The organism is Desulforegulaceae bacterium, assembly GCA_034006035.1.
Classification (GTDB): domain Bacteria; phylum Desulfobacterota; class Desulfobacteria; order Desulfobacterales; family JACKCP01; genus JACKCP01.
Genome location: JAVETN010000004.1, coordinates 83461 through 106012, shown reverse-complemented (window position 1 = coordinate 106012; position 22552 = coordinate 83461). Strand labels below are relative to the sequence as shown.

The 22552-nt window shown below is 34.6% G+C and carries 18 protein-coding genes; 3 read left to right on the top strand and 15 right to left on the bottom strand.

From position 1 onward, the window contains the following. Positions 1 to 95: 95 nt before the first annotated feature. From pilQ to pilM, 5 genes are read right to left on the bottom strand one after another with little or no spacing between them, the layout of a single operon-like run. Complete coding sequence (gene pilQ, locus RBR53_04835; protein MDY0131976.1) at positions 96 to 2825, bottom strand: type IV pilus secretin PilQ; 2730 nt, start codon at positions 2823 to 2825, stop codon at positions 96 to 98. A gap of 3 nt (positions 2826 to 2828) precedes the next feature. Then, positions 2829 to 3614: a pilus assembly protein PilP gene (locus tag RBR53_04830; protein ID MDY0131975.1), complete on the bottom strand. Its 786-nt coding sequence runs from the start codon at positions 3612 to 3614 to the stop codon at positions 2829 to 2831. A 1-nt stretch (position 3615) separates the two neighbouring features. Further along, positions 3616 to 4248 (bottom strand): type 4a pilus biogenesis protein PilO, encoded by a 633-nt coding sequence (pilO, locus tag RBR53_04825; protein ID MDY0131974.1) that lies wholly within the window; start codon positions 4246 to 4248, stop codon positions 3616 to 3618. A gap of 14 nt (positions 4249 to 4262) precedes the next feature. Continuing rightward, positions 4263 to 4820: a PilN domain-containing protein gene (locus RBR53_04820; protein ID MDY0131973.1), complete on the bottom strand. Its 558-nt coding sequence runs from the start codon at positions 4818 to 4820 to the stop codon at positions 4263 to 4265. Beyond that, positions 4817 to 5875, bottom strand: coding sequence for a type IV pilus assembly protein PilM (gene pilM / locus RBR53_04815; protein ID MDY0131972.1), 1059 nt, complete (start codon positions 5873 to 5875; stop codon positions 4817 to 4819). Before pilM ends, RBR53_04820 begins: the two co-directional genes overlap by 4 nt. 152 nt (positions 5876 to 6027) lie before the next feature. On the opposite strand from pilM, the gene RBR53_04810 reads away from it, so the two are divergent. Both RBR53_04810 and RBR53_04805 read left to right on the top strand, forming a co-directional pair. Beyond that, positions 6028 to 7473 (top strand): ATP-binding protein, encoded by a 1446-nt coding sequence (locus tag RBR53_04810; protein MDY0131971.1) that lies wholly within the window; start codon positions 6028 to 6030, stop codon positions 7471 to 7473. Beyond that, on the top strand, positions 7474 to 8853 hold the full coding sequence (locus RBR53_04805; protein ID MDY0131970.1) for a sigma-54 dependent transcriptional regulator: 1380 nt from the start codon (positions 7474 to 7476) through the stop codon (positions 8851 to 8853). 317 nt (positions 8854 to 9170) lie between these two features. On the opposite strand, the gene RBR53_04800 is transcribed toward RBR53_04805, so the two are convergent. The 5 genes from RBR53_04800 to htpG all read right to left on the bottom strand — a co-directional run bounded on the left by RBR53_04800 (position 9171) and on the right by htpG (position 15675). Next, the gene (locus tag RBR53_04800; protein MDY0131969.1) at positions 9171 to 9830 is read right to left on the bottom strand and encodes a hypothetical protein; all 660 of its coding nucleotides are present in this window, start codon (positions 9828 to 9830) and stop codon (positions 9171 to 9173) included. Positions 9831 to 9846: 16 nt separating this feature from the next. Further along, positions 9847 to 10290 carry an SH3 domain-containing protein gene (locus tag RBR53_04795; GenBank protein MDY0131968.1) on the bottom strand — a complete coding sequence of 148 codons (444 nt, stop codon included), beginning with the start codon at positions 10288 to 10290 and terminating at the stop codon, positions 9847 to 9849. Positions 10291 to 10304: 14 nt separating this feature from the next. Then, positions 10305 to 12476, bottom strand: a complete 2172-nt coding sequence (gene feoB / locus RBR53_04790) for a ferrous iron transport protein B (GenBank protein ID MDY0131967.1) — start codon at positions 12474 to 12476, stop codon at positions 10305 to 10307. Between the two features lie 8 nt (positions 12477 to 12484). Beyond that, the gene (locus RBR53_04785) at positions 12485 to 13486 is read right to left on the bottom strand and encodes a FeoA domain-containing protein (GenBank protein ID MDY0131966.1); all 1002 of its coding nucleotides are present in this window, start codon (positions 13484 to 13486) and stop codon (positions 12485 to 12487) included. Between the two features lie 251 nt (positions 13487 to 13737). Continuing rightward, positions 13738 to 15675, bottom strand: coding sequence for a molecular chaperone HtpG (gene htpG / locus RBR53_04780; protein MDY0131965.1), 1938 nt, complete (start codon positions 15673 to 15675; stop codon positions 13738 to 13740). 281 nt (positions 15676 to 15956) lie between these two features. Here htpG and RBR53_04775 point away from each other — a divergent pair, with 281 nt between their 5' ends. Further along, positions 15957 to 16382: a hypothetical protein gene (locus RBR53_04775; protein ID MDY0131964.1), complete on the top strand. Its 426-nt coding sequence runs from the start codon at positions 15957 to 15959 to the stop codon at positions 16380 to 16382. 36 nt (positions 16383 to 16418) lie between these two features. On the opposite strand, the gene putP is transcribed toward RBR53_04775, so the two are convergent. The 5 genes from putP to RBR53_04750 form a co-directional block, all read right to left on the bottom strand. Then, positions 16419 to 17861: a sodium/proline symporter PutP gene (gene putP / locus RBR53_04770; GenBank protein MDY0131963.1), complete on the bottom strand. Its 1443-nt coding sequence runs from the start codon at positions 17859 to 17861 to the stop codon at positions 16419 to 16421. Positions 17862 to 18117: 256 nt separating this feature from the next. Next, on the bottom strand, positions 18118 to 19296 hold the full coding sequence (locus RBR53_04765; protein ID MDY0131962.1) for a hypothetical protein: 1179 nt from the start codon (positions 19294 to 19296) through the stop codon (positions 18118 to 18120). 10 nt (positions 19297 to 19306) lie between these two features. Continuing rightward, entirely contained in the window at positions 19307 to 20290 is a 984-nt protein-coding gene (locus RBR53_04760; protein ID MDY0131961.1) for a polyprenyl synthetase family protein, read from the bottom strand. Next, positions 20290 to 21609 (bottom strand): 30S ribosomal protein S12 methylthiotransferase RimO, encoded by a 1320-nt coding sequence (rimO, locus tag RBR53_04755; protein MDY0131960.1) that lies wholly within the window; start codon positions 21607 to 21609, stop codon positions 20290 to 20292. The genes RBR53_04760 and rimO overlap by 1 nt, the downstream gene beginning before the upstream one ends. A 4-nt stretch (positions 21610 to 21613) precedes the next feature. Continuing rightward, entirely contained in the window at positions 21614 to 22429 is an 816-nt protein-coding gene (locus tag RBR53_04750; protein ID MDY0131959.1) for a crotonase/enoyl-CoA hydratase family protein, read from the bottom strand. Positions 22430 to 22552 lie beyond the last annotated feature (123 nt).

Genomic DNA, 22552 nt, shown 5'->3' with positions numbered 1-22552 from the left:
AAAGCTCCTTTGCTTTGCAACTTAAAACAATATTTGATGGATTTTGATTTTATATTTAATAATTTATATTTATTATTTTTCCAATAAAAATAATCTTAAAACTTACCATGTTCAAGTTCAACAATCCTTGGTGTTAAAAATATTAAAAGCTCCTGTTTTACCTTTGATTCGCTTTTTGACTTAAAAAACCATCCAAGAATGGGAATTTTAGATAACCAGGGGAACTCGTTTTTAGTTAATGTTTCAGACTGCTGGATAATGCCGCCTATTACAATTGTATCCCCATCATTTACAAGAAGTTCTGTTTGAACATTTTTAGTTGAAAGGGCTGGACCCTCGGGAGTGTCAAGATAAACATCATTTTTATCAATATTTACTTTTAATGAAATTTTATTATCTGCTGTAACATGGGGAGTTACCTCAAGCTGAAGATCTATATTCTTGAACTCTGTTGTAGTTTTTCCATCATCATCAGTTGTTTGGTAAGGATATTCATACCCTTGTTTTATTGTTGCTTTTTTATTGTCAAGAGTTACAATTTTTGGAGCAGAAATAATTTTACCCCTTTTCTCGCTTTCCATTGCATTCAATTTTGCATTTAAAATAAAAGGAGTTCCTGCGATCCTTGCAAAATTAACACCTATTGAACCAGACTCACTAGGAGTGTTCATTGCTACATTATAGCCATAATTACCACCTAAGAAATTTTTCCGTATTGAAGCGTAAGGACTGGCATCTGCTGTATTTGAGCTTGCCTGCCATTCTGTACCAATATCTTTAGAAAAGTCAGTGTTTGCCTCAACAATTCTTGCCTCAATTACAACCTGAGGGGTAATTTTATCTATTCTTGAAATAATTTCCTTGGCTTTTTCAATATTTACTCCGGTATCTGTTAAAATAATCTGGTTGTTTCTTTTATCCACAGAAAGGCTTCCCCTTGCTGAAAGAAGCTTTTGAAGGTGGGGCATAATTTCAGACTGGGCATCAGAATAATTTATTAAAAGATATTCAGTAAAAAGAGGGGCAAGAATTTTTTCCTGCTCCTGGCTTTCTTGTTTTGCCTTTAGCATATCCTTTTTTATCTGCTGCTCTGCCTGAAGGGTTGACTGCTGGGCAATTCTTACAATTGTACCTTCTTTTTCCATCCCCAGGGAATTCATTTTTAATATAAGATCAAGAACCTGATCCCAGGGAACCGGCTGTTTTAAAGTCATGGTGACTTTACCGCTTACGTCTTTATCTATGGCAAAGTTAAGCCCGCTTACATGCTGAATTATCCTGAAAACATTTTTTATATCTGTTTCATAAAAATCCAATGTTATTGGCTGCCCTGTGTATTTTTTTGCCTTGCTGCCCATAAAAGAATCTTTGGACTTTTCCATAGTTTCGGGCAATTCAGCTTCTTTTTCTAATTCAACAAAACTTTGCTTTTCTTCTTCAGCTGATTTTATCTCAAACTCATCAGCCAGAGGCTTGGTTTGAGCTGAATCTATTAAAATATTTTTCCATTCAGGTGCAGCAAATTCAGTGTCATCCTTGGAGCCTGATTTAAAAGAAGGTTCAAATTCTATTTCTATTATATTTTCAATCTCAGAATTTATTTTAAATGCAACATTTTCTCTTAAATCAATATAAACAAGGGAGTCATTTTTATTAATCATATCTTTATGTACTGGAAAAATTCTATTAACAGCACTATCAAATCTTGTGGTGATTATAGGTCTTTGATGGTAATCGGGGATTTGTGTATTAAAAAGTCTTATTGCAAGCTTGTCAGCTTCTGGTTTTTCAGCCTTGTAATCAACTTTTTCTGAGGTTTCAATAATAATTTTTGATCGTCCGTCTTCAAGAGCTGAAAAATCAATTGCTTTAAGGGTTGCTTTTTTACCAGATACTTTTGTTACTGAAGATGATGAATCAATTTTTTCCGGTTCAACTTCAGCCTTTAAAATATTTTTTTCATCTCTTTTGCCTATGAAAATTTCAAGACCGTCTTGAGTTTCCTGGGCACCATAATTGTTGAGCCACTTAGTTCTGGAATCAATAACAAGCCTTAATTTAGTCTTGTCATCATAGTGCCTTAAGCTTTGTGCCCATTTATTGTTTAAATCAAGTTTTTCAACTTTGGTATAGGGAGAGGAAAGATTTACCAGATCAAAAACAATCCTTGGAGGATTGTTCAAGGTAAATGAATTGTATTTTTTTATTCTGCCGTCTCCAAGAATTTTTATTTTAAGATAATTGTCTTCTTCTATAACTTCAATATCTTTAAACCTGGAAGCTTCTTTAACAACCTCAGCTTTTACAATTGTTTCTTTTTTTTCCCGAGCTTTTTTTCCAGCCAAAACCTCGGTTGTAGAACTGCCGTCAAAATCTGATTTTATCTGAACAAGAAGATTATAACCTTCTTTTTTAACTTCATAGGGAAAATCTCCATTGGTAAAAAGCCTTATTTTTGCATCATTTTCATCTTGGTTAAACTCAATTTTTTCAAGTAAACCAGCAGAATAATCTCTTGAACTAAGTTCTTTATTTATAAAAGTATCAGGAAAGTACAAAACAACTGCATCAGGTTCTTTTTCCTTGACCGCACTGTATACAAGCTCAGAATCACCAACAATATTTATATTGACAAATCCGTTTTTCAATTGGCTTGACACAGAAACTATATTGCTTTTCACAGCTTCTTCTGATGTGATGGAAACTTCAGTTTTATCTGGTGAAGTTTCATTTTTGGAGGAACATCCCCACAATGCCAAGAGCACAAACATTAATGCTAAAATAGTTTTAATATAAATCCTGTTGGCTGTTTTGATAAAATTCATTTTTTATTCTCCGGCTGGCTTTTGAATTTGCAAGATTCTTTCTCTTATAAGAGATTTTCCCGATATATCTTCAACAATTTCTTTTATAATTATTCGATCATCTTCTATTTTTTCTATTTGTCCGGAATTAAGACCCAAATAAATTCCCTTTTCAACAACATATCCTTTACCCGAAGATTCTTCTAACACTGCACTTTTACCATCAGGGGTTGAAAGAATTGCAACAAGCTTTAATTGAGAAAGATCCAGCTTTTCCAAGGGAGACTTGGGCCTTGTTCTTTTTTTCTTTAAAACTTCCTCTTTTGGTTCTATTGATTCACTTATCAAAGACTTAAAAGGATTTACCCTCCCTTTAAAATCATAAAGTTCTTTGTGATCCAAAGCTTTAATTTCAGTTTCTTCCTTAGTATCCTGAGCCAAGAGCTGGGTTATAAAATCTGAATCAGGTTCTTGAGAAACTTTATTTTCATCATCTTTAAGTTCTGATTCTGTTGATTTTTCAGCCACTTGAATTTCAATATCTTCAGACTTTTTTTCAACTTTTTCAACACCTGAAAACGGTTTTGTTTTTTCCAAATCAGGCTCAGCTTTGGCTAAATCTTTTTTTGATTTATCAGCTTCAACTTTTTGAGAGGGAATTTCAATATTTATGGGGATGGAGATCTTTTTTGGCAGCTTATCAGGTTCAATTTTCACTTGTTCTTGATCATCAGCATTATTACAGCCGGCAAGAGCAAGAAAAACAGTGAAAATGAAAATTTTTCCGAAAAACTTCAGTTTAAGATTCATTTTATTTCTTTTTCTTTTTTGAATTCTTTTTATCCTCATTTTTCTTATCTTTCAAAAATCTATATGTAACAGCTCTGCAATCTGTGGAAATATTATTGTCTTTTCCCATGGTCAGTTTTGCATTTTTGAAATCAACTATACGATTAAAGTTTGAAACTTTATCAAAAAACAATGCTGTTTCATGAAAACCTCCGATTATTTTCATTGAAATAGGAATTTCAGAATAAAATCCCTTTTCCAATTCTTTTCCCGGAGCAATGGACTCAAGACTTAATCCTGCTTCACTGGCAGAAGAAGAAAGAGAGGACAAAAGACCAGGAATTTCCTTGGTATCAGGAAGGGCTTTCATAACAACAACAAACTCTTCCTGCCTGTTTTTCAATTCTTCTTTAATCTTATTGATTCGTTTTACTTTTGATCTTGCAACTAAAACCTGGGAAGAAAGGCTTGACTGCTTGTTTTCCAGCCTTTCAATTTCATTTTTTTGGGGAAGATAAAAAAACCATAGATAAGCTGCTGCAATTAAAACAATTGTACCAAAAAAAACACCAAGTTTCTGGGTTGTATCCAGGTCATTGACTTTAGAAAAAAAAGAATCAAGTTTACCCTGAAAATTTGGATTTACTCCGGCCATAAAAAACCCTTTGCTTAACTTTTAGGATTATTCTCTTTGATTTGAGCATTTATTATAAATTTTCTTAATTCAACATTTTTTATTGAGGAACTTACAAGTGATTTTAATTCAACATTAAAAAAATATAAAGAAGAATCAAGATTTCTCATAAAATCTGCCACAGTTTTATCATCAAGGGCATAGCCGTCCAAATGTATTGAATTTCTTTCTATATTTGATGAATTAAACCACATTCTTTCGGCAACAACAACTTTTGTCAGTTCTTTTAATATATTGATTCCAAAATTTCTCCCCTGTTTGAGAGAATCGATAATTTCTATTTTAGAATTAAGGGCATCAAGCTCTTTTTTCAAAATATCGACTTCCTTTGCCTTTTTCTTTAAAGAGGCAAGCTCAGCCTCGGATGCTTTTATTTTGGAGTTTAAATCATTTATTTGTGTTTTTTTAGAGTGGTCAATTACAAACAAAACTAAAAGAAGAAGAATTAAGCTCAAAAAATAGACAGAAATCTGTCTTCTTATATTTTCTTTTCTTCTGGCTTTTCTATAGGGTAAAAGATTTATACGTATCATTTATCACCCATTTCTCTAAGTCCAAGACCAAGGGCAACGCAAAGTTCAGGACCCATTGCAAAAAGCTCTTCCTTTGTCCAGCCCGACTTTTCAGTGTGAATAACCTGGAAAGGATTCAATTGAATAATTTCTGCTCCAACATAAGCTGAAAGCTCATTTCTAAATATTTCAATTAAAGAACCTCCACCGCATAAATAAACTTTTTCAACTTTTTCACTCTGGTTGTTTGAATAGAAAAAATCAAGGGCTCTTGCAATTTCAACACACCAATCCGTTGAAACTGATTTAACAGCCTGGTCAAGATCAAGCTTGTTAACTTTTTCTGAACTGACCAAACCTTGCTTAATTTTTTCAGCCTCTTCAAAGCCAAGCTCTGAATCCAGCCCCATGATAGAACGGGTAATTTCAGAAGAACCCATACCCACTTCTCTCATAAAAACAGATTTTTTGTCATTTACAACATTAAGTGAAATTTTATTGGCACCAATATTAATTAAAACTGCATTTTCTACTTCAGGCTCATTGAGTTCAAAAACATTTTGAACTGCAAAAGCGTCAATATCCATCACAACAGGATTAAGTCCTGCATTTTCAGCAATAGAAACATATTTATTGATCATCTCATGTTTTGCAGCCACAAGAAGTACTGAAAGCTGGTTAGGATTTTGCTCCATTTTCCCCATAACCTGATAGTCAATGCTTACTTCGCTTATATCAAAAGGAATATAATGCTCTGCTTCTTCAAATATAATTGACTGAAGATCATCGTCTTCTTTTGCTGTAATTGTAATTGGCTTGACAATGGCAGAATAGCCACCTATGGACATGGCAATGTTTTTGTTTGTTATTTTATTTTTAGCGAAAATGTCTTTAAGCAGTTCAGACAGATATTGAGGATCTTCTGGCTCTCCATCTGAAAAAAGATCTGGAGGAATTTTTTCCACAGCAATTTTTTTTAAAAAAAGGCCTTTTTTGGTATTGTGGATTTCAGCTATTTTTACTGAGGATGTGCCTAGATCAAGACCTACCAGCTGATTTTTTCTTCCAAATATCATAAGTAAATTCCTGAAGAAAATATTGTTAATTTAAGTTTTTAAAAATCTTAAATACCCATTGGATAGCGTTTAAACAAGGTTTATGTTTACTTTTTTATTTTTATAAGTCAATATTTTTGTTAATTTTAAATATAAAGAACTGCAACTATAAAATGAAGAAATTAAAATCTGAAAAAATAAAAACAGAAAACAAAGTAATTCCATTTACCCTGGTCAAATATTTTACATTTACAAGTTTTCTTCTTATGTTTGTTGGAACAATTGCCCTTTCTACTTTTCACACTCATCTTGTAAGAAATATAATCTTAAAAAAAAGCAAAGACTATGCAAAAGTTCTTGTGGAAAATCTTAACCACCAGATTTTTCTTCAATTTATCCTTCCTGTTTATCTTGATCAGGGAAAAATACAATTGAGCAAGGAAACTCAGTTCAAAAGAATGGATAAGGTGGTCAGGGCAACTCTTCACAGTTTTGATATCAAGCTTGTAAATGTTTATGATCTTTCTAATGTAATTTCCTATAGTTTCAACCCTGAAATCATAGGCGAAAAAGATCTGGGCGGCGAAGGATACCAAAAAGCTTTAAAAGGTGAAATGGTTTCAAATCTTAACCAGACGGGCTCTTTTTTTCAAAAGCTTATAAGATATCCCGAAATTGCCAAGATAAGCACATTTGCCCCGCTTCGGGTGGAAAGACCCGGTTCAAGACTGGCCACAGGACCTATCCTTGGAGTAATGGAAATTGTCCAGGATGTTTCAGAAGATTACAAACGAATTTTCAGGCTTCAATTGCTGGTGATTTTGACAACAGCAATGGTAATGGCTGTGCTTTTTCTTATTCTCAGGCAGATTGTAAAAAACGGTGAAGAAATTATCATGGCAAAAAACCGTGAAAGACTTAAACTAAGGGAAGAGCTTGACAGGGCAAGGCACCTGTCTTCAATTGGAGAAATGACAGCAATAATCTCCCATGAAATAAAAAATCCTCTGGGAATAATAAGAAGCTCAGCTGAACACTTGAGTAAAAAACTCACAGAAGTTAACCAGGCAGATACTTTTGCAAAAATAATAATTGAAGAATCGGCCAGGATGAATCAGATAATAAATGATTTTCTTTCCTTTGCCAAACCAGGAGAACCTGCACTTAATCCCTGCAATATAAACGATATTCTGAAAAAAAATACAGATTATCTTGAACATGAATTTTCCAAAAACAATTGCAGGGTTACAATAGATTTTGACCCAAATATTCCAAAAACCTTTGCTGACGAAAACAAGCTTTATGAATCTTTTTTAAATATTTTTATCAATTCAATGCAGGCAATGCCCCTTGGAGGAGAGTTTTTTGTATCCACTTCTTATGAAAATGAAGAAATAAAAATCAAGATAACTGATACAGGCCCTGGCATTCCAGATGAAATTATTGAAAAAGTAAAAGATCCTTTTTTCACCACTAAAACAGATGGCTCAGGCCTTGGCCTTGGAATTGTTGAACAAACTATAAAAAACCATAATGGGAAATTTTCAATTAAAAATTCAGATAAGTACGGAGCAGAAATAACTATAAAACTGCCCGTCAATAAAGGAGAGAATTTATAAATGAGCAAAATCCTTATTGTTGACGATGAAAAAAACTTCCCAATCATTTTAAGCGCGGTATTAGAAGATGCCGGATTTGAAACAGCCTCGGCACTCAGCGGATTAAAAGCTGTGGAAGTTTTAAAAACTGAAACTATCTCACTTGTATTAACAGATATGAAAATGCCTGAAATGGACGGCCTTACCCTTCTTGAAACAATAAAAGAAGATTATCCTGAAATCCCAGTAATAGTAATGACTGCCCACGGCACAGTGGAAAAAGCAGTTGAGGCAATGCAAAAAGGTGCTTTCACCTATATAATCAAACCCTTTGGCAACCAGGAACTTATTCAGCATATTAAAAATGCTCTTGCCCACTCTGAAGTAGTGAAGCAAAACAAAGAGCTCAAAGAATTTGTAGAAACAAAATTCAAATTCGACAATATCATAGGTAAAAGTAAGCCCATGGTTGAGCTGTTTGACACAATAATCAAAATAGCTCCAACCACAGCAAGTATACTTATTGAAGGTGAAAGCGGAACAGGTAAAGAGCTTGTAGCCAAGTCTATTCACGCCAACAGCCTCCAAAAAGATAAAACATTTATGGCCATCAACTGCTCTGCCCTTGCAGAATCTCTTCTGGAAAGTGAGCTGTTTGGCCACGAAAAAGGATCTTTTACAGGTGCAATTTCACAAAAAAAAGGAAAAATTGAACTTGCAGACGGAGGCACACTTTTTCTCGATGAAATTGGTGAACTCAGCACTAATCTTCAGGTTAAGTTTTTAAGAGTTCTCCAGGAAAAAACCATAGAAAGAGTCGGTGGGAACACAACAATTCCGGCAAATTTCAGGCTTATTGCCGCAACAAATAAAAATCTAAAAAAAGAAGTGGCAGAAAAAAGATTTAGAGAAGATTTGTATTTCAGACTCAATGTTGTAAAGCTCAGCCTGCCTCCCTTAAAAAAAAGAAAAGAAGATATCAAGCTATTGTCTACCCATTTTTTAAATAAATACAAACATCAAAGGCAGATAAAACCATTACCTGAGGAATTTTCACCTAAGTGCATGGAATTTTTATTCAACTACTCTTGGCCGGGCAATGTAAGAGAACTTGAAAATATAATTGAAAGAGCAGTGATTTTATCCAGCGGAAAAATAATAACTGAAAAAAATCTTCCAAAGGATTTTTTAAAGACAGCAGAGGCAACGACCTTCCTGCCTTTGGATCTTAAACTTAACGGGAGTCTTTCAAAAACACTTGCCAAAATTGAAAAAAAAATAATTGAGGATACTCTAAAGAAAAACGATTACATTCAGACCAAAGCAGCTGAAGTACTTGGAATGGGTAAAAGCGGGCTAAACCAGAAAATAAAAAAATATAAAATCAAAATCCCCAGATAAAGTTCAAATTTTTAAACTTTCAAAACCCTTGCCAACCCAGGGTGAATAAAAAAGTATATTTTTTTAAACCACACAATTGCTTTTATTTTCAAGACGTTACACTTAAAGTTCATTATTTTGAACCCTAGGGTAAAATAAACCCAACTAATTCAAGTTAAAAAAGCACTTTCCAAAGAGAAAAGCCTGTAAATCCAGGCTTTAAAGGGAAAAAGATAAGTTTGGCACAATTATTGTATATATAGTATTACTTCTTTAACTTTTTCCCTAGATAAAAACTAACCGAATGACCCCGGTTAGTTTTTTTATTTTGGACTGGCTCAATCTTTATCAGCTGAGCTTTTTATAAAATTATTTTTTTCTTTGATAATCCCCGAATAAAAGCCGTCGGGATATTCCTTTTTAAGCCTTTCAATACTTCTTGGATCTCCTGAAACAGCAAGGTAAAAAAGAGCATCCTCTTTAATAAAAGATTCAGATTCGGAAAGAGGCCTGAGAAAAACCTCAGCTTTTTCAGGAAAATCATCTAAATAAAGTGCCCCAAGCTCATACATTGAAAGCCTGCCTGGAAGAGAGAGCTTACCAAAATAATTAGCAGCCTTTTTAAAATAAACGGCTGCTTTTTCATTTTCACCCAGACCATAAATTGCCCTGCCAAGATAAATATCACCAAGAGCAGAAGCTTTGGTTCCTTTATATTTTTCATTTAAAACCAAAAAGGCTTTTTCAATCTGATTTAAATCAAGATTTTCTTCTGATTCAATAACCCTTAAAGCTTTTTGCAGTTCTGCAAATGATTTCTCACGCTTGGCATTGATAAATGAAGGTATAGAAGAAATAAGAAGAAGAAAAATAAAAAAAGCTGCAATTCCTATGATAACAGTTTTTCTGTTTTCCCCTATATAATCAATCACTCTTTTCATAAACACAGTAAATCCATCAATTTCAGGAACTTCTACAAGATCTTTATTTTCCTTCATTTTTCCTCCAATATTTTTACCATAAAAGACTTGAACTTATCCAGCCTGAATCTCCATCAGAATGTCTAACCCTTTGCCATCCATTTTTTGTATCAATAACCTCAAAAGGAGTCCCTTTCTCAGCAGTAAATACAATAGGGTGCTCTGTACCTGGACCGCTTCTTATATTCGACTTATAAACCTTTACAACCACTGTTTTCTTTTTTCCAAGCAAAGGCTTGTAAGCCCAGCCTTCATATCCTTCAAAATCTTTAAAATGAACCCATTTTCCTTTTTCTTCCACAACTTCAAGGGGATAGTTTTTTTCAGCCTGCCATAAAACTTCATATTTGGTTCCAGGTCCTGATCTCACATTAACCCTGTTTGATTCCACGCTTAAACGTTCACCTGCAAAACATTGAACTGAGAACAAAATTAAAATCTGAGCAACCAAAACAATAAAAACTTTACTTATTTTCATATTTCACCTCTTTTCTATGCTACTTTTTGAAGAAGAGTTCCTACCTGATACACTGTAAAAGAAAATGACCAGGCAACAAAAGTTGTATAAAAAATGCTGAAAAGAGTCCATTTTAAACTTCCTGATTCTTGTTTTACAGCTGCAATAGCAGCAAGACAGGGAAGATAAAGAAGAACAAACACCATCATGGAAAGGGCAGATAAAGGAGTCATTCCAGATCTTTTCAATGCTGCTCCCATTCCGCCTGAATCTTCCTCGCCTGAGTCAACACCGTAGAGAACTCCCATTGTACTTATAACTATTTCTTTGGCAACAAATCCGGTAATAAGGGCAATACTTCCCCTCCAGTCTATTCCTATGGGTTCAAAAACCGGAGAAACAAAATTACCCAGCCTTCCAAGATATGAATTTTCAGCACTCTCTTTTTTTCTCTCACTTTCTAAATGCCGAATCCTGGAATAAAGATTTTCTGTTTCAGAGCTTAAACCGGATTTTTCCTTAATATCAATTTGTTCTGAAAGCTTGACTATCATGGAGTCATAATCTTTTGAATAATTGGTTTCCTGGGGAAAATAACTCAATACCCAGACAAGGATTGAGCCGGCAAGAATAACACCCCCCATTTTCTTTAAAAAGATTTTACTTCTGTCCCACATATGAATTAAAAGACTTTTCAGCATAGGAACCCTGTATGGAGGAAGCTCCATTACAAAAGGGGCTTCTTCTCCTCTTAAAATAGTAGCTCTGAAAAGCTTTCCTGAGCCAAAAGCAACAAGAATTCCAGTGAGATAAAGAAGAAAAATTATATTTCCGGCTTTATCTGGAAAAAAAGTTCCTGCAAGAATTATATATACAGGAAGTCTTGCAGAACAGGACATAAAAGGAGTTATAAGTATGGTAAGAATTCTATCCCTGTCATTTTCAAGGGTTCTTGCAGCCATTATAGCAGGAACATTACACCCAAACCCCATGAGCATGGGAATGAATGACTTGCCGTGAAGTCCTATTGAATGCATTACCTTGTCCATTAAAAAAGCAGCTCTTGCCATATATCCTGTGTCTTCAAAAAGAGCTATGCAAAAAAACAAAATAAGAATATTGGGAAGAAAAACAAGAACTCCTCCAACCCCTGAAATAACCCCGTCAACAACAAGAGATTGCAAAATCCCGTCGGGAATAATTTTGGTTAATATTTCTGAAGAAAAAACAACAAATCTTTCAAGCCAGTCCATGGGGTATTGACCCAAGGTAAAAGTTGCCTGGAACATGAACCAGATAAAAAAAGCAAAAATAGGAAGCCCAAGAAACCTGTTTGTAAGAACAGAGTCAATTTTTCTTGAGATATCCACCCTTGCAGTAAGGGGAGTATGAAGAACCTCTCTGATTATCCCCTCAATAAAACCGTATCTTTCATCTGTCATCACAAGCTCGGGCTCATCATTGTAAAAAGTTCTTAGTCTCTGTCTTTCCTGCTTTACAAGTGCTTTAAGATCAAAGTTTGGTTTAAAAGAATCCACCTGTTCAAACACAGGTCTGTCATTTTCAAGAAGCCTTACACTTGTCCATCTAAGGGAATATCTGCTGTTTTCAGGGATCAAATCTTTTATTGAATCAGAAACTCTTCCTATTGATTTCTCTATTTCAGACGAATACTTGACCTTTCTTTCATCACCTGCTTTTTTTCCGTGAAGAGCAAGGTTTACAGACTCGTCAAGAAGCTCGGTCATCCCTTCTCCCCTGTTCCCAATAGTAAAAACAATGGGAAGAGCAAGAAGTTCAGAAAGTTTGGAGTCATCAATATAAATATCTTTATTTTCAAGAATATCTGCCATATTAAGGGCAAAAACAACTTTAAGATCAAGCTCTCTTATTTGAAGAGCCAGATAAAGAGCCCTTTCCAGATTGGTTGAATCAATGATGTCAATAACCACATCCGGGGTTTCATCAATAAGATAATTTCTTGTAACCACCTCTTCAATTGAAAAAGGAGTAAGGCTGTAAATACCCGGAAGATCGACTAATTTTATTTTTCTTCCCTTATGCTCAATAAAACCTTCTTTTTTTTCAACAGTGACCCCTGCCCAGTTTCCGACTTTTTGTCTGGTTCCTGTTATTGCGTTGAATATACTTGTTTTACCTGAGTTGGGATTTCCAGCAAGAGCTATTGTAAGGTGATTGTCAGTCATCTGAAATTTCAGTCCTCTATCTTTCTAACCATTATATTTTTGGCTTCTTCAACTCTAAGAGATATATGGGTTCCCCTCACTATAATTTCCAAGGGATCTTTTAATGGAGCATATTTTACAATTTCAAATTCAGCACCATTTAAAAGGCCCATTTCAAAAAGTCTTCTCCTGAGTCTTTTACAACCGCCTGTTCTTAAAATAACTCCCCTATCATTGTTTTTAAGGCTGCTCATAAAAACAGCACGACCCCGACAAGCCGGCATAGGCATAATATTTTCTACATTACCACTGACATAGGGGCAGGCCGGGTTTCTTCCAGCAAAACACTTATCATTAAATATGCGTTTTACATAAACTTTTTCAGTTATTCCCTTGCCCAGAATATAACGGCTTTCCTGATGTGCCGCAATTATTTGTCCACCTTTGTTTGAATTTAGAACCTCAATTACCGAACCTGTGCTTATTCCCATGGATGCAAGCTTTTTGCTAAGTCCTAGCCCTGTTTTTATTTTAATAACCTCAAGAAACTCTCCTGCTTTTGCATCTTTAAGAAGAAGCTCTTCTCCTCTTTCTGCACTGCAACTGGAACACAGTCCATAGAGCTCAGTTCTATGCCTTATCAAAGTAAAATCGTGCTTTTGAGCAACAAACTCCTGAATTCTTTCAAGGCGGGGATCTTCAAATTCAATAATTTTACCGCAGTCAACACAAATCATGTGGTCATGGCGTTCACCAAGATATTTGGGTTCATACATCAAAGAACCCCCGTCAATTTCCATCCTGGTCACCAGACCAAGCCTTGTTAAAAGAGATAAAGTATCTTCAACAAAGCCAATGTCTAAATTTTCACAGCTCAAAGCCTCTTCTTTTATCAAGTCCTCTGCTGTTGAATGGGCCTCTGACTCCCAGAGACAATTAACGACTTTAAGCCGCTTATCTATATCCTTGCCACCGATTTCTTCAAGAAGACTTTTTATATCTTCAAGCTTAGCTTTTGTAAGCTCTTCCATCCTGACTCCAAAGAGAGGTTAAGTTGCTCGCCTCCCCAATTGAAAAAAATTAAAATTAAAAAAATCACTGAAATTCAAGATTATTATCTTAAAAATAAAACTCTAAGTTCAGGTTTAAATTACCACCGGAACATCTAATGTCAAATCAAATTTAAATAGGTTTAAATCTTTAAGACTTTAAAAAAATCAGCCCTGCTGCCCTGATGTAAACAATCAAACAAAAAAGCCGGATTAAACCGGCTTTTAATTTATCAGGCTGATTGATTCATAAGTTCTCCCACAAGTTTGGAAAAAAGGGCTGGGTTTTCAACTTTTCCTCCCTCACCTATAATGGCAAGATCATAAATCAAGCTTATATAATCTTTTAATTTTGAATCTGTGGGATCAGTTTCAAACATAGACTTTAATTTTTTTACAACCTCATGATCAAGATTAAGCTCAAGATTTCTTTTGGGAGCAGGAAAATCCTGTCCTGAAGCTTTGAGAATTTTCTCCATATAAGCACTCATACCGCTGTCTTCTGATGAAAGACAAGATAAGGATTCCTTCAATCTTGCTGATTTTTTAACTTCTTCAATTTTTCCATCCAGCTCTTTTTTTATAAACTCAAAAAAGAATTTGTTTTCACCGGAATCTTCTTCTTTTTTATCTTCTTTTTCATCCTCAAGATCAAGGTCGCCTTTTTCAGCACTTTTCAAACCCTTTCCCTGATATTCATAAAGACCCTGAACAACCCATTCATCAACGGGATCTGTCATTAAAAAAACTTCGTAATCTTTTTCCTTTAAAACCTCAAGATAGGGACTGTTTTTTAGGGTGTTGATGTTTTCGCCTGTAAGATAAAAAATACTTTTTTGATCTTTTTGCATATTTGAAACATAATCTGAAAAAGAAATCTTTTTACCGTCTGACTTTGTTGTTTCAAATCTTAAAAGTTCTGCTATTTTATCTTTGTTTTCTGGATCTGAAGGAACTCCAACCTTGAGGACAGTGCCAAACTCATTGTAAAACTTTTCATATTTTTCTGAGTCCATGTCTTTTAAAAGATCAAGAATTTTTTTAACTACATTTTTTCTTATATTTCTTACAAGTCTGTCCTGCTGCAAAATTTCACGGCTAACATTAAGATTCAAATCAGGAGCATCAACAACCCCTTCAACAAAACCAAGATATTCAGGGATAAGCTCTCTGCAGTCATCCATTATAAATACTTTTTTACAATAAAGATGAAGCCCGTTTTTTCTATCTTCCCTGAAAATATCAAAAGGAGCTTTTGAAGGAATAAATAAAAGAACATCATACTCTGTTATTCCTTCAAACTTCATATGAATTCTGTCTAAGGGAGAATCCCAATTATGACTGATATGCCTGTAAAACTCATCATATTCCTCTTCAGTTACCTCTGATTTGCTTCTAGCCCAGATTGCCTTCATTGAGTTTAAGGTTTCATCTTTTATAACTCTTTTGGATGTTTCTCCAACAGGCTTTCCTTCGCTGTCTTTAACTATTTGATCTTCTGGAAGAGGTTCGTATTTTTCTGTCTTCATTATAATAGGATATCTGATAAAGTCAGAGTGCTTCTTGATTATTCGCCTTATAACATACTCATCTGTAAAATCATCATCACCATCTTCAGGCTCCTTAAGCGTAAGAATTATTTCAGTTCCCCTTTGCTCCTTGGACGCTTCCTCAATGGTAAAGGTTCCATCTCCGTCAGATTCCCATTTCCAAGCCTTGTCTGATTTTGCAGATTTTGTAATCAAAGTGACTTTTTCGGCTACCATAAATGCACTGTAAAAGCCTACACCAAACTGACCAATAAGCTCATTGGACAAGGTTCCTTCTTTTTTGGACTGTTCAATGGCTTCAACAAAGGCCTTGGTTCCGCTCTGGGCTATAGTTCCTATGTTTTCTTCAATTTCTTGCTTTGTCATTCCTATTCCATTATCGGAAACAATAAGCTTTTTATCTTTTTCATTTCTTTCTATTCTAATAAAAAACTCATCATTATCTTCAAGAACAGAATCATCTGTTTGTGCTTTAAAACTCAACTTGTCAATTGCGTCAGATGCGTTTGATACAAGCTCTCTTAAAAAAATCTCCTTATTGGAATAAAGAGAATGAACAATAAGGTTTAGCAGCTGTTTTACTTCTGTTTTAAATTCATATGTATTCTTGTTTTCGTTCATTTTTTCCCCTAACATTTTCTTTTTAGCTGCCCAAAAAAATCCTTTAGTCTTGCAGCTAATTTATTTGTTTATATAATAATTTTTAATTCCGCTTATAAAATTAAGCCAAAACAGGAAATGTCAAGCCCCATACTTTTAAGAAAGCTTTTGCCCTATAAAATAAAAGATTTAAAAAGTCTTCCTCCCCATGAAACACTCCAGTCCTTGTAAATTTCAAAAAAATAAGATAATTTATTTAAATCAATCCTAGGATAATCTCTTAATTAAAAAAGGGGCTGTGTATGCAGTTTATACCCAAAAAAATTGGAAATAAAACTTACACATTAAACGGAATTTCTCTCCGGGTTCTCCACCTTATCCACCAAAAAAAATCTATTGAAGAAATAAAAAAAACAGTCTCACTCACCAATGAAAAGCTGAACAACGCTCTTAATCAGCTCCTTGAAAATGAGCTCATAGATAAAGTTTTCAGGGAAAAAAGCTTATCAAGTAAAAAATTTACAAACCTAGTTAAAAAAAATTTAGCAAAAGCAATAGGCCCTCTTGCAGAATATCTTGTTGAAGATGTTTGCTCTGAGCTTAAAATTGATTCTGAAAAAATTACAAAAAACCAGGCTGCATCAATGATAAGATTTCTTTCTGAAGAAATTAAGGACAATACACTTAAAATAAACTTTATAAAAACAATGAACCAATTTTTAAAATAAATTCAGGCGGGCTTGTTCTGCCCGCCTTATAAAAACCTAAAATTCGTCAAAAACAGCTTTCATTGAACTGCTTGGACCCTTCCCTGAAAGACTGACTGAAACTACAGCAATGGAACATAAAATAAACCCAGGCAAAATTTCATAAACATCAAAAATGCCTCCGTTTAAATTTTTCCATACAATAACAGTAACTGCTCCTGTTACTATACCTGCAAGAGCTCCGTTTTTTGTCATTTTTCTCCAGAATAAAGAAAAAAGAATTACAGGACCAAAGGCTGCTCCAAAACCTCCCCAGGCATAAGAAACAAGTTCAAGAACTCTACTTTCCGGATTTGAGGCAAATGCAGTTGCAACCAAGGCAAGAATCAGCACTGCCCCCCTGCCTATCCATACAAGTTCTTTTTGAGAAGCTTCTTTTTTAAGTATACTTCTATAAAAATCTTCTGCCACTGCTGATGAACAAACCAAAAGCTGAGAATCTATTGTTGACATTATGGCAGATAAGATAGCTGCAAGAAAAACTCCTGCAACCCATGGATTAAAAAGTGTTTCAGTAAGAACAATAAAAACAGTTTCAGGATTATCAAGAGGAGTTTCAAGAAACCCTATACCTGCAAAGCCTGTAAATATTGCCCCGAAAAGGCCTAGAACCATCCATGACATCCCAACAACCTGAGCTTTAGGAGCATCATCAGGATTTTTAAGTGCCATAAATCTTGTAAGAATATGGGGTTGCCCAAAATACCCAAGTCCCCAGGCCATAAGAGAAATAATTCCAATTGATGTCATTCCTGAAAAAGCATCCAGATGTTCAGGGTTTACTGAATTAACCGCTAAAAGAATTTTATCCCATCCCCCAGTCAAATTAATTGCAATCATAGGAACCAGAAGAAGAGCACAAAACATAAGAATACCCTGGATAAAGTCTGTAAGTGTAACAGCCATAAATCCGCCAAGAAATGTATAAGCTACAATAACCAGAGCACCTACCCACAAAGCAGTTTGATATTGAAGGCCAAAGGTTTTTTCAAATAAAATTGCCCCCCCAACAAGCCCGGAAGAAACATAAATTGTAAAAAAAATCAAAATAACAAGGGCCGAAATCACTCTTAAAACCCTTGAACTGTCTTCAAATCTATTTTCAAGATAATCTGGAATGGTTATTGAATTTCCAGCTTTTTCAGTATAGTTTCTAAGTCGTCTAGCAACAAACTGCCAATTTAAAAAAGCACCTATTGTAAGCCCGATTGCAATCCAGATGCTATTCATTCCCCCTGCATACAAAGCCCCGGGAAGCCCCAGAAGAAGCCAGCCGCTCATATCTGAAGCACCTGCCGAAAGTGCAGCAACTCCAGGCCCTAAATTTCTTCCACCAAGAATATAGTCTGAAAGATCATTTGTCTTGAAATAAAAATAAACCCCAATTGACATCATTATAAATAAGTAAACAACAAACGCAAAGCTGATACCAAGACTCATTTACTCTTCCTCCCCGCTCTAACAATAAGATTAATTATTGACAAAACCACAGTTAAAGGCATTGGTACAGCTAACACAAACCAGGTAGCCGTTGTTAAAGAAAGACTCTCCATTTTTCTCCCCCGTTAAAACATTAATCCAGGTTTTATCCTAAAACCAAATTTTACAATATTTATAATTCCCAAGTATTGTGAGTTAATTTTGCTTAAACTCATTTTCTACTCAAGTTTTATTTAGATTTACCAAGTTCAGCCCTTTAGTCCACTGAAACAAGCTCTATTTTTATTTTCCCTTCAGAAATATCTGTAATTGAAATTCCAAATCCGTCAAAGGAAAGCTGGACAATTTTTTCTGCCAGTTCTTTGCTGCTTCCTTTATAAGAAACAAAAGAAAGGCTGTTTTTGGAAGAAATTTCCTTATCCTTGAAACCATCTATTATTTCTGAATTTATAAGCCTGCTTTTAAAGGCAATAAACCTTGGAAAAAAATTTTCACCAAACACTTCAATTCCTATTTCGTTTTTTATATCAGCCTTAGCTCTTATATAGGAATTAATTTTATTTATAACTTCTTGCCCCGAATCTTTTCCCGCTTTTTCAAAAGCTTCCCTTGTTTTGTATATCCCGTTTTCAGATTTAATTATTATATCCTTTGATACAGTGCAAATCTCTTCTCCATTGCCTGTATTAAATACAATCAATCTGAGCACAACCTTTACTGTATCAACTCCTTTGATTTTATTTCCTCCGGGCTCAGCATGTGACTTTCCTACAACCACAATCCCTGCATTTTTTTCAAGACCGATATTTATTGCATCTTTTTTATCAGGGACAGGAGCTGATTCAAATCTAAAATCACTTCTTTTGCTGTAAATAAATGGAGGATGGACCTTGAAACCAGAACTTTCAAATTCCGAAGCAAGCCCTTTTTCAGTTATTCCAAACCTTGGGTTTTCATCAATTTTCCACCATTGATAATAATCATAATCCTCAATGTCTTTTTCTGAAACAAGAAGCATAATTTCAGGGAGGGTAATTTTTTCAATTACAATCCCGTTAACTGAAAAAAGATTTTCAATCTGTTTTTTTGAAAATCTTGCTGATACTGCAGTCTCCAAAATATTGGCTGAAATTTTTTCTCCAAGAACCTGAAATTCATGGACTAAGTTTTTGCCATCTTTTTTAAGAAGAACAATAATTTTTTCAAAATCAACCCTTAAGACATCTTCTGGAAGGTAGGAGAGCAGAGCAGCTTTATATGCATCGTTAATTGCATTATAAACAGCCTCATTTTTTGCTTCTGCAAACCCCTGGGATCTGATTTCTGAACTCCCAAACCCTTTTACTGAAATATAAGGGGAATCCTCCACAGCAAAAGCTTTGAAACAAATCAGATTAATGAAAAATAAAACCAGAATAGTTTTTAAAACTTTCATTTTGACCTCTTTAATTTTTCCTTAAAACTGAATAATCAGCAAGCATGAAAAAGATTTCTTTTTCTCTTGAATCAGGAAACTCAGCCAAAGCATTCTTAGCTGATTTTACATATTCTTGTGCAATTTCTTCAGTAAACGACAATCCGCCATATTGTTTAACCAAAGACAAAACAGACTCAAAATCAGGCTCTTTAGAAGAAAGCCCCTTTTCTATTTCCTCTGCTATAAATTTTTTTTCATTTTCAGAACACAAAGACAATGTATGAATAAGAGGTAAAGTAAGTTTACCCTCTCTTAAATCAGCCCCGGGAATTTTTCCAAGGGATTTTTCATCTGACAAATAATCAAGAAGATCGTCTGCCATCTGAAATGCCATTCCAAGATTATATCCGTATTCACCAAGCTTTTTTATGGTATCTGGATCAGCCTTTGCAATTCTTGCCCCTGTTCTACACGCACCTTCAATAAGAACAGCGGTTTTACGTTTTATTATATTAAAATAATCTTCTTTTGTTATTGAAAGTTTACCCTTGATCATCAGCTGGTGGATTTCACCCTGGGACATTTCTTCAGTTATCTTAGAAACTTCATTAACTATTTCATAATCTTTTAATAAAGAAGAAATATTAAGACATCTTGCAAGAAGAAAATCTCCTGTTAAAACAGCCGCAGCAGCACCATATATATGATGGGCAGCTATTTTTCCTCTTCTCATTTCAGCCTCGTCAATAATATCGTCGTGGAGAAGAGTTGCAGAATGAATATATTCAAAAATAACTGAATAATCATATAAATCATAGGAATTCTTCCCGCAGATTCTTGAGCTTTGAAGCATGAGGATAGGCCTGAATCTTTTACCTCCGCTAAAAAGAATATGTTCTGAAATGGATTTTACCAGCTCGAAATGGGGGGAAAGGTTTCTTTCTATTGCTTTTTCAATTTCTTCAATATCTGAAGAAATCAAACCCATTAACTTTTCCTTTAAATTTTCCATTAAACATTCCCTGCAAGATCATAATCAAAAGCGTCTGTTATTAAAACATCAACAAGGTCACCCGGTTGAAGATTTTTCCCATCCACATAAGTTATTCCGTCAACCTCGGGAGCCTGAAACATTGTTCTTCCAGCATAGAATTCTTCAGAATCCTTTTTTTCAATAAGAACTGAAAGAGTTTTTCCAAGATATTCATAGTTTTTTTCCTGGGAAATAAGAGCTTGCTTTTCCATTAGTACAATTCTTCTTTGTTCAGCTTTTTCAGGATCCACTTTGTTTTCAAAAGCAAATGATTTTAAATCATCCATTTCAGAATATTTAAACACTCCTGCATGGTCAAATTTTATTTCATCCAAAAAATCACTGAGAATAACAAAATCATCTTCGGTTTCACCGGGAAAACCTGTCATTATTGTTGTTCTTAATACAGCATCACTTATATTTTGTCTTATTTTTTTAAATAAATTTCTTAAAAAGGATAAATCGTATCCCCTGTTCATTTTCTTAAGAAGCTTTTCCGAAGCGTGCTGGATGGGAATATCAAAATATGAGCAGATATTTTTGTTTTCTGCCACTGTTTCAATCAGCTTATCACTTATGCTTAGAGGATGTCCGTACATAAATCTTATCCTTGTATCCCTTGAAATTGATGAAATTTCTTTGAGAACAAGGCTTAAATCTTCTCCTGTTTTAAAATCTCTTCCATAATCAGTTGATTCCTGGGATACAATCACAATTTCTTTTATCCCAGATAAAACAAGACTTTCAGCTTCAGAAACAATATCTTTTACTCCCCTGCTTCTTAGCCTCCCTTTTAATTCAGGGATTATGCAAAAACTGCATCTCCTTGCACAGCCTTCAGCAATTTTAAGATAAGCAAAGGGAAAAGTTGATACAATCCTTGGAGAAGAAGAAGTAAAAAGAGGCTGATTTAAAGGATCCGGAAAAAAAGTTTTTCCTTTTTTTAATTCAATTTCAGAAAGAATTTTATAAATATCTGAAAAACCTCCGGTTCCAACAAAAAAATCAGCTTCATCAAGCTCGGATGCAAGCTCATCTTTAAATCTCTGGGCAAGACATCCTGCAACAATCAAAAATTCGCATTTCCCAAATTTTTTAAGCTTGGAAAATTCAAAAATATAATCCAAAGATTCATTTACCGCATCTTCGATAAACCCGCAGGTATTAATTATTATAAAACGGGCATCTTTTGGTGATAAAACAAGATGATACCCGTTATTTTCAAGAAGCCCTGAAAGAAACTCGCTGTCCGCAAAATTTCTGGGACAGCCAAGAGATTCTATATAGACTGTTTTCATTAATTTATTTGCCGGTATACTTTGGTTTTCTTTTTTCTGTAAAAGCTGTAACAGCTTCATAAAGATCCTTTGAAGGTATTATATTGGCACTCATTGAGCTTACATAACTAAGACCGTCCTGAACAGATTTTCCAACTCCGAAATTTAAAACATCTTTGCTTGCCTGAACAGCAAGAGGAGAGTTATCACAAATTTCCAAGGCCATAGCTTCGGCTTTTTTCATCAGATCATCATAGTCTTCACAAATTTCGGATACAAGATTTATTTCTTTTGCCCTTTTAGCGTCTATTGTTTTTGCAGTAAAGGCAAGTTCTCTTGCTATCCCCTGACCCACAATATTTGGAATTCTTTGCAAAACACCTACGTCTGCAACAAAAGCAACTGCTGCTTCCTTAAGTGAGAAAGTGGCATCTTTTGAGCAAAGTCTTATATCGCAAGCAGTTATCATATCAAGACCTGCACCTATACAAAATCCGTGAACAGCAGCAATTACAGGTTTTTTACATCTTTCCATACAAGTCATTGCTTCCTGCATTGCCTTAATTTTTGGAAGAAACTTCCATTTTGTTCCCCCAAGCTGCTTTTCTTCAAGAACCTCTGGAAGGGCACCCATCATTCCTGTAAGATCTATTCCCGCAGAAAAACAAGACCCTTTCCCTGCAACTATAACCACTTTTATCTCTGGATCCTTGTCAAGATCATCAAAAATTGCAGGAGAATCATCCCAAGCTGGTGGATTCATTGCATTCTTCTTTTCAGGACGGTTAAGGTAAACATAAGCAATAGGTCCTTTTTTTTCTACCAAATAAAATTCAGACATTATTTCCTCCGTAAAATAACAATTTGTTTTTAATCGAAAAATTCAGGCTTTAATATTTCTAAAATTTTCCAAAATCTTTAGTTTCGACTAACTAATGATTTAGTTTATCCAGGGAAAACTAAC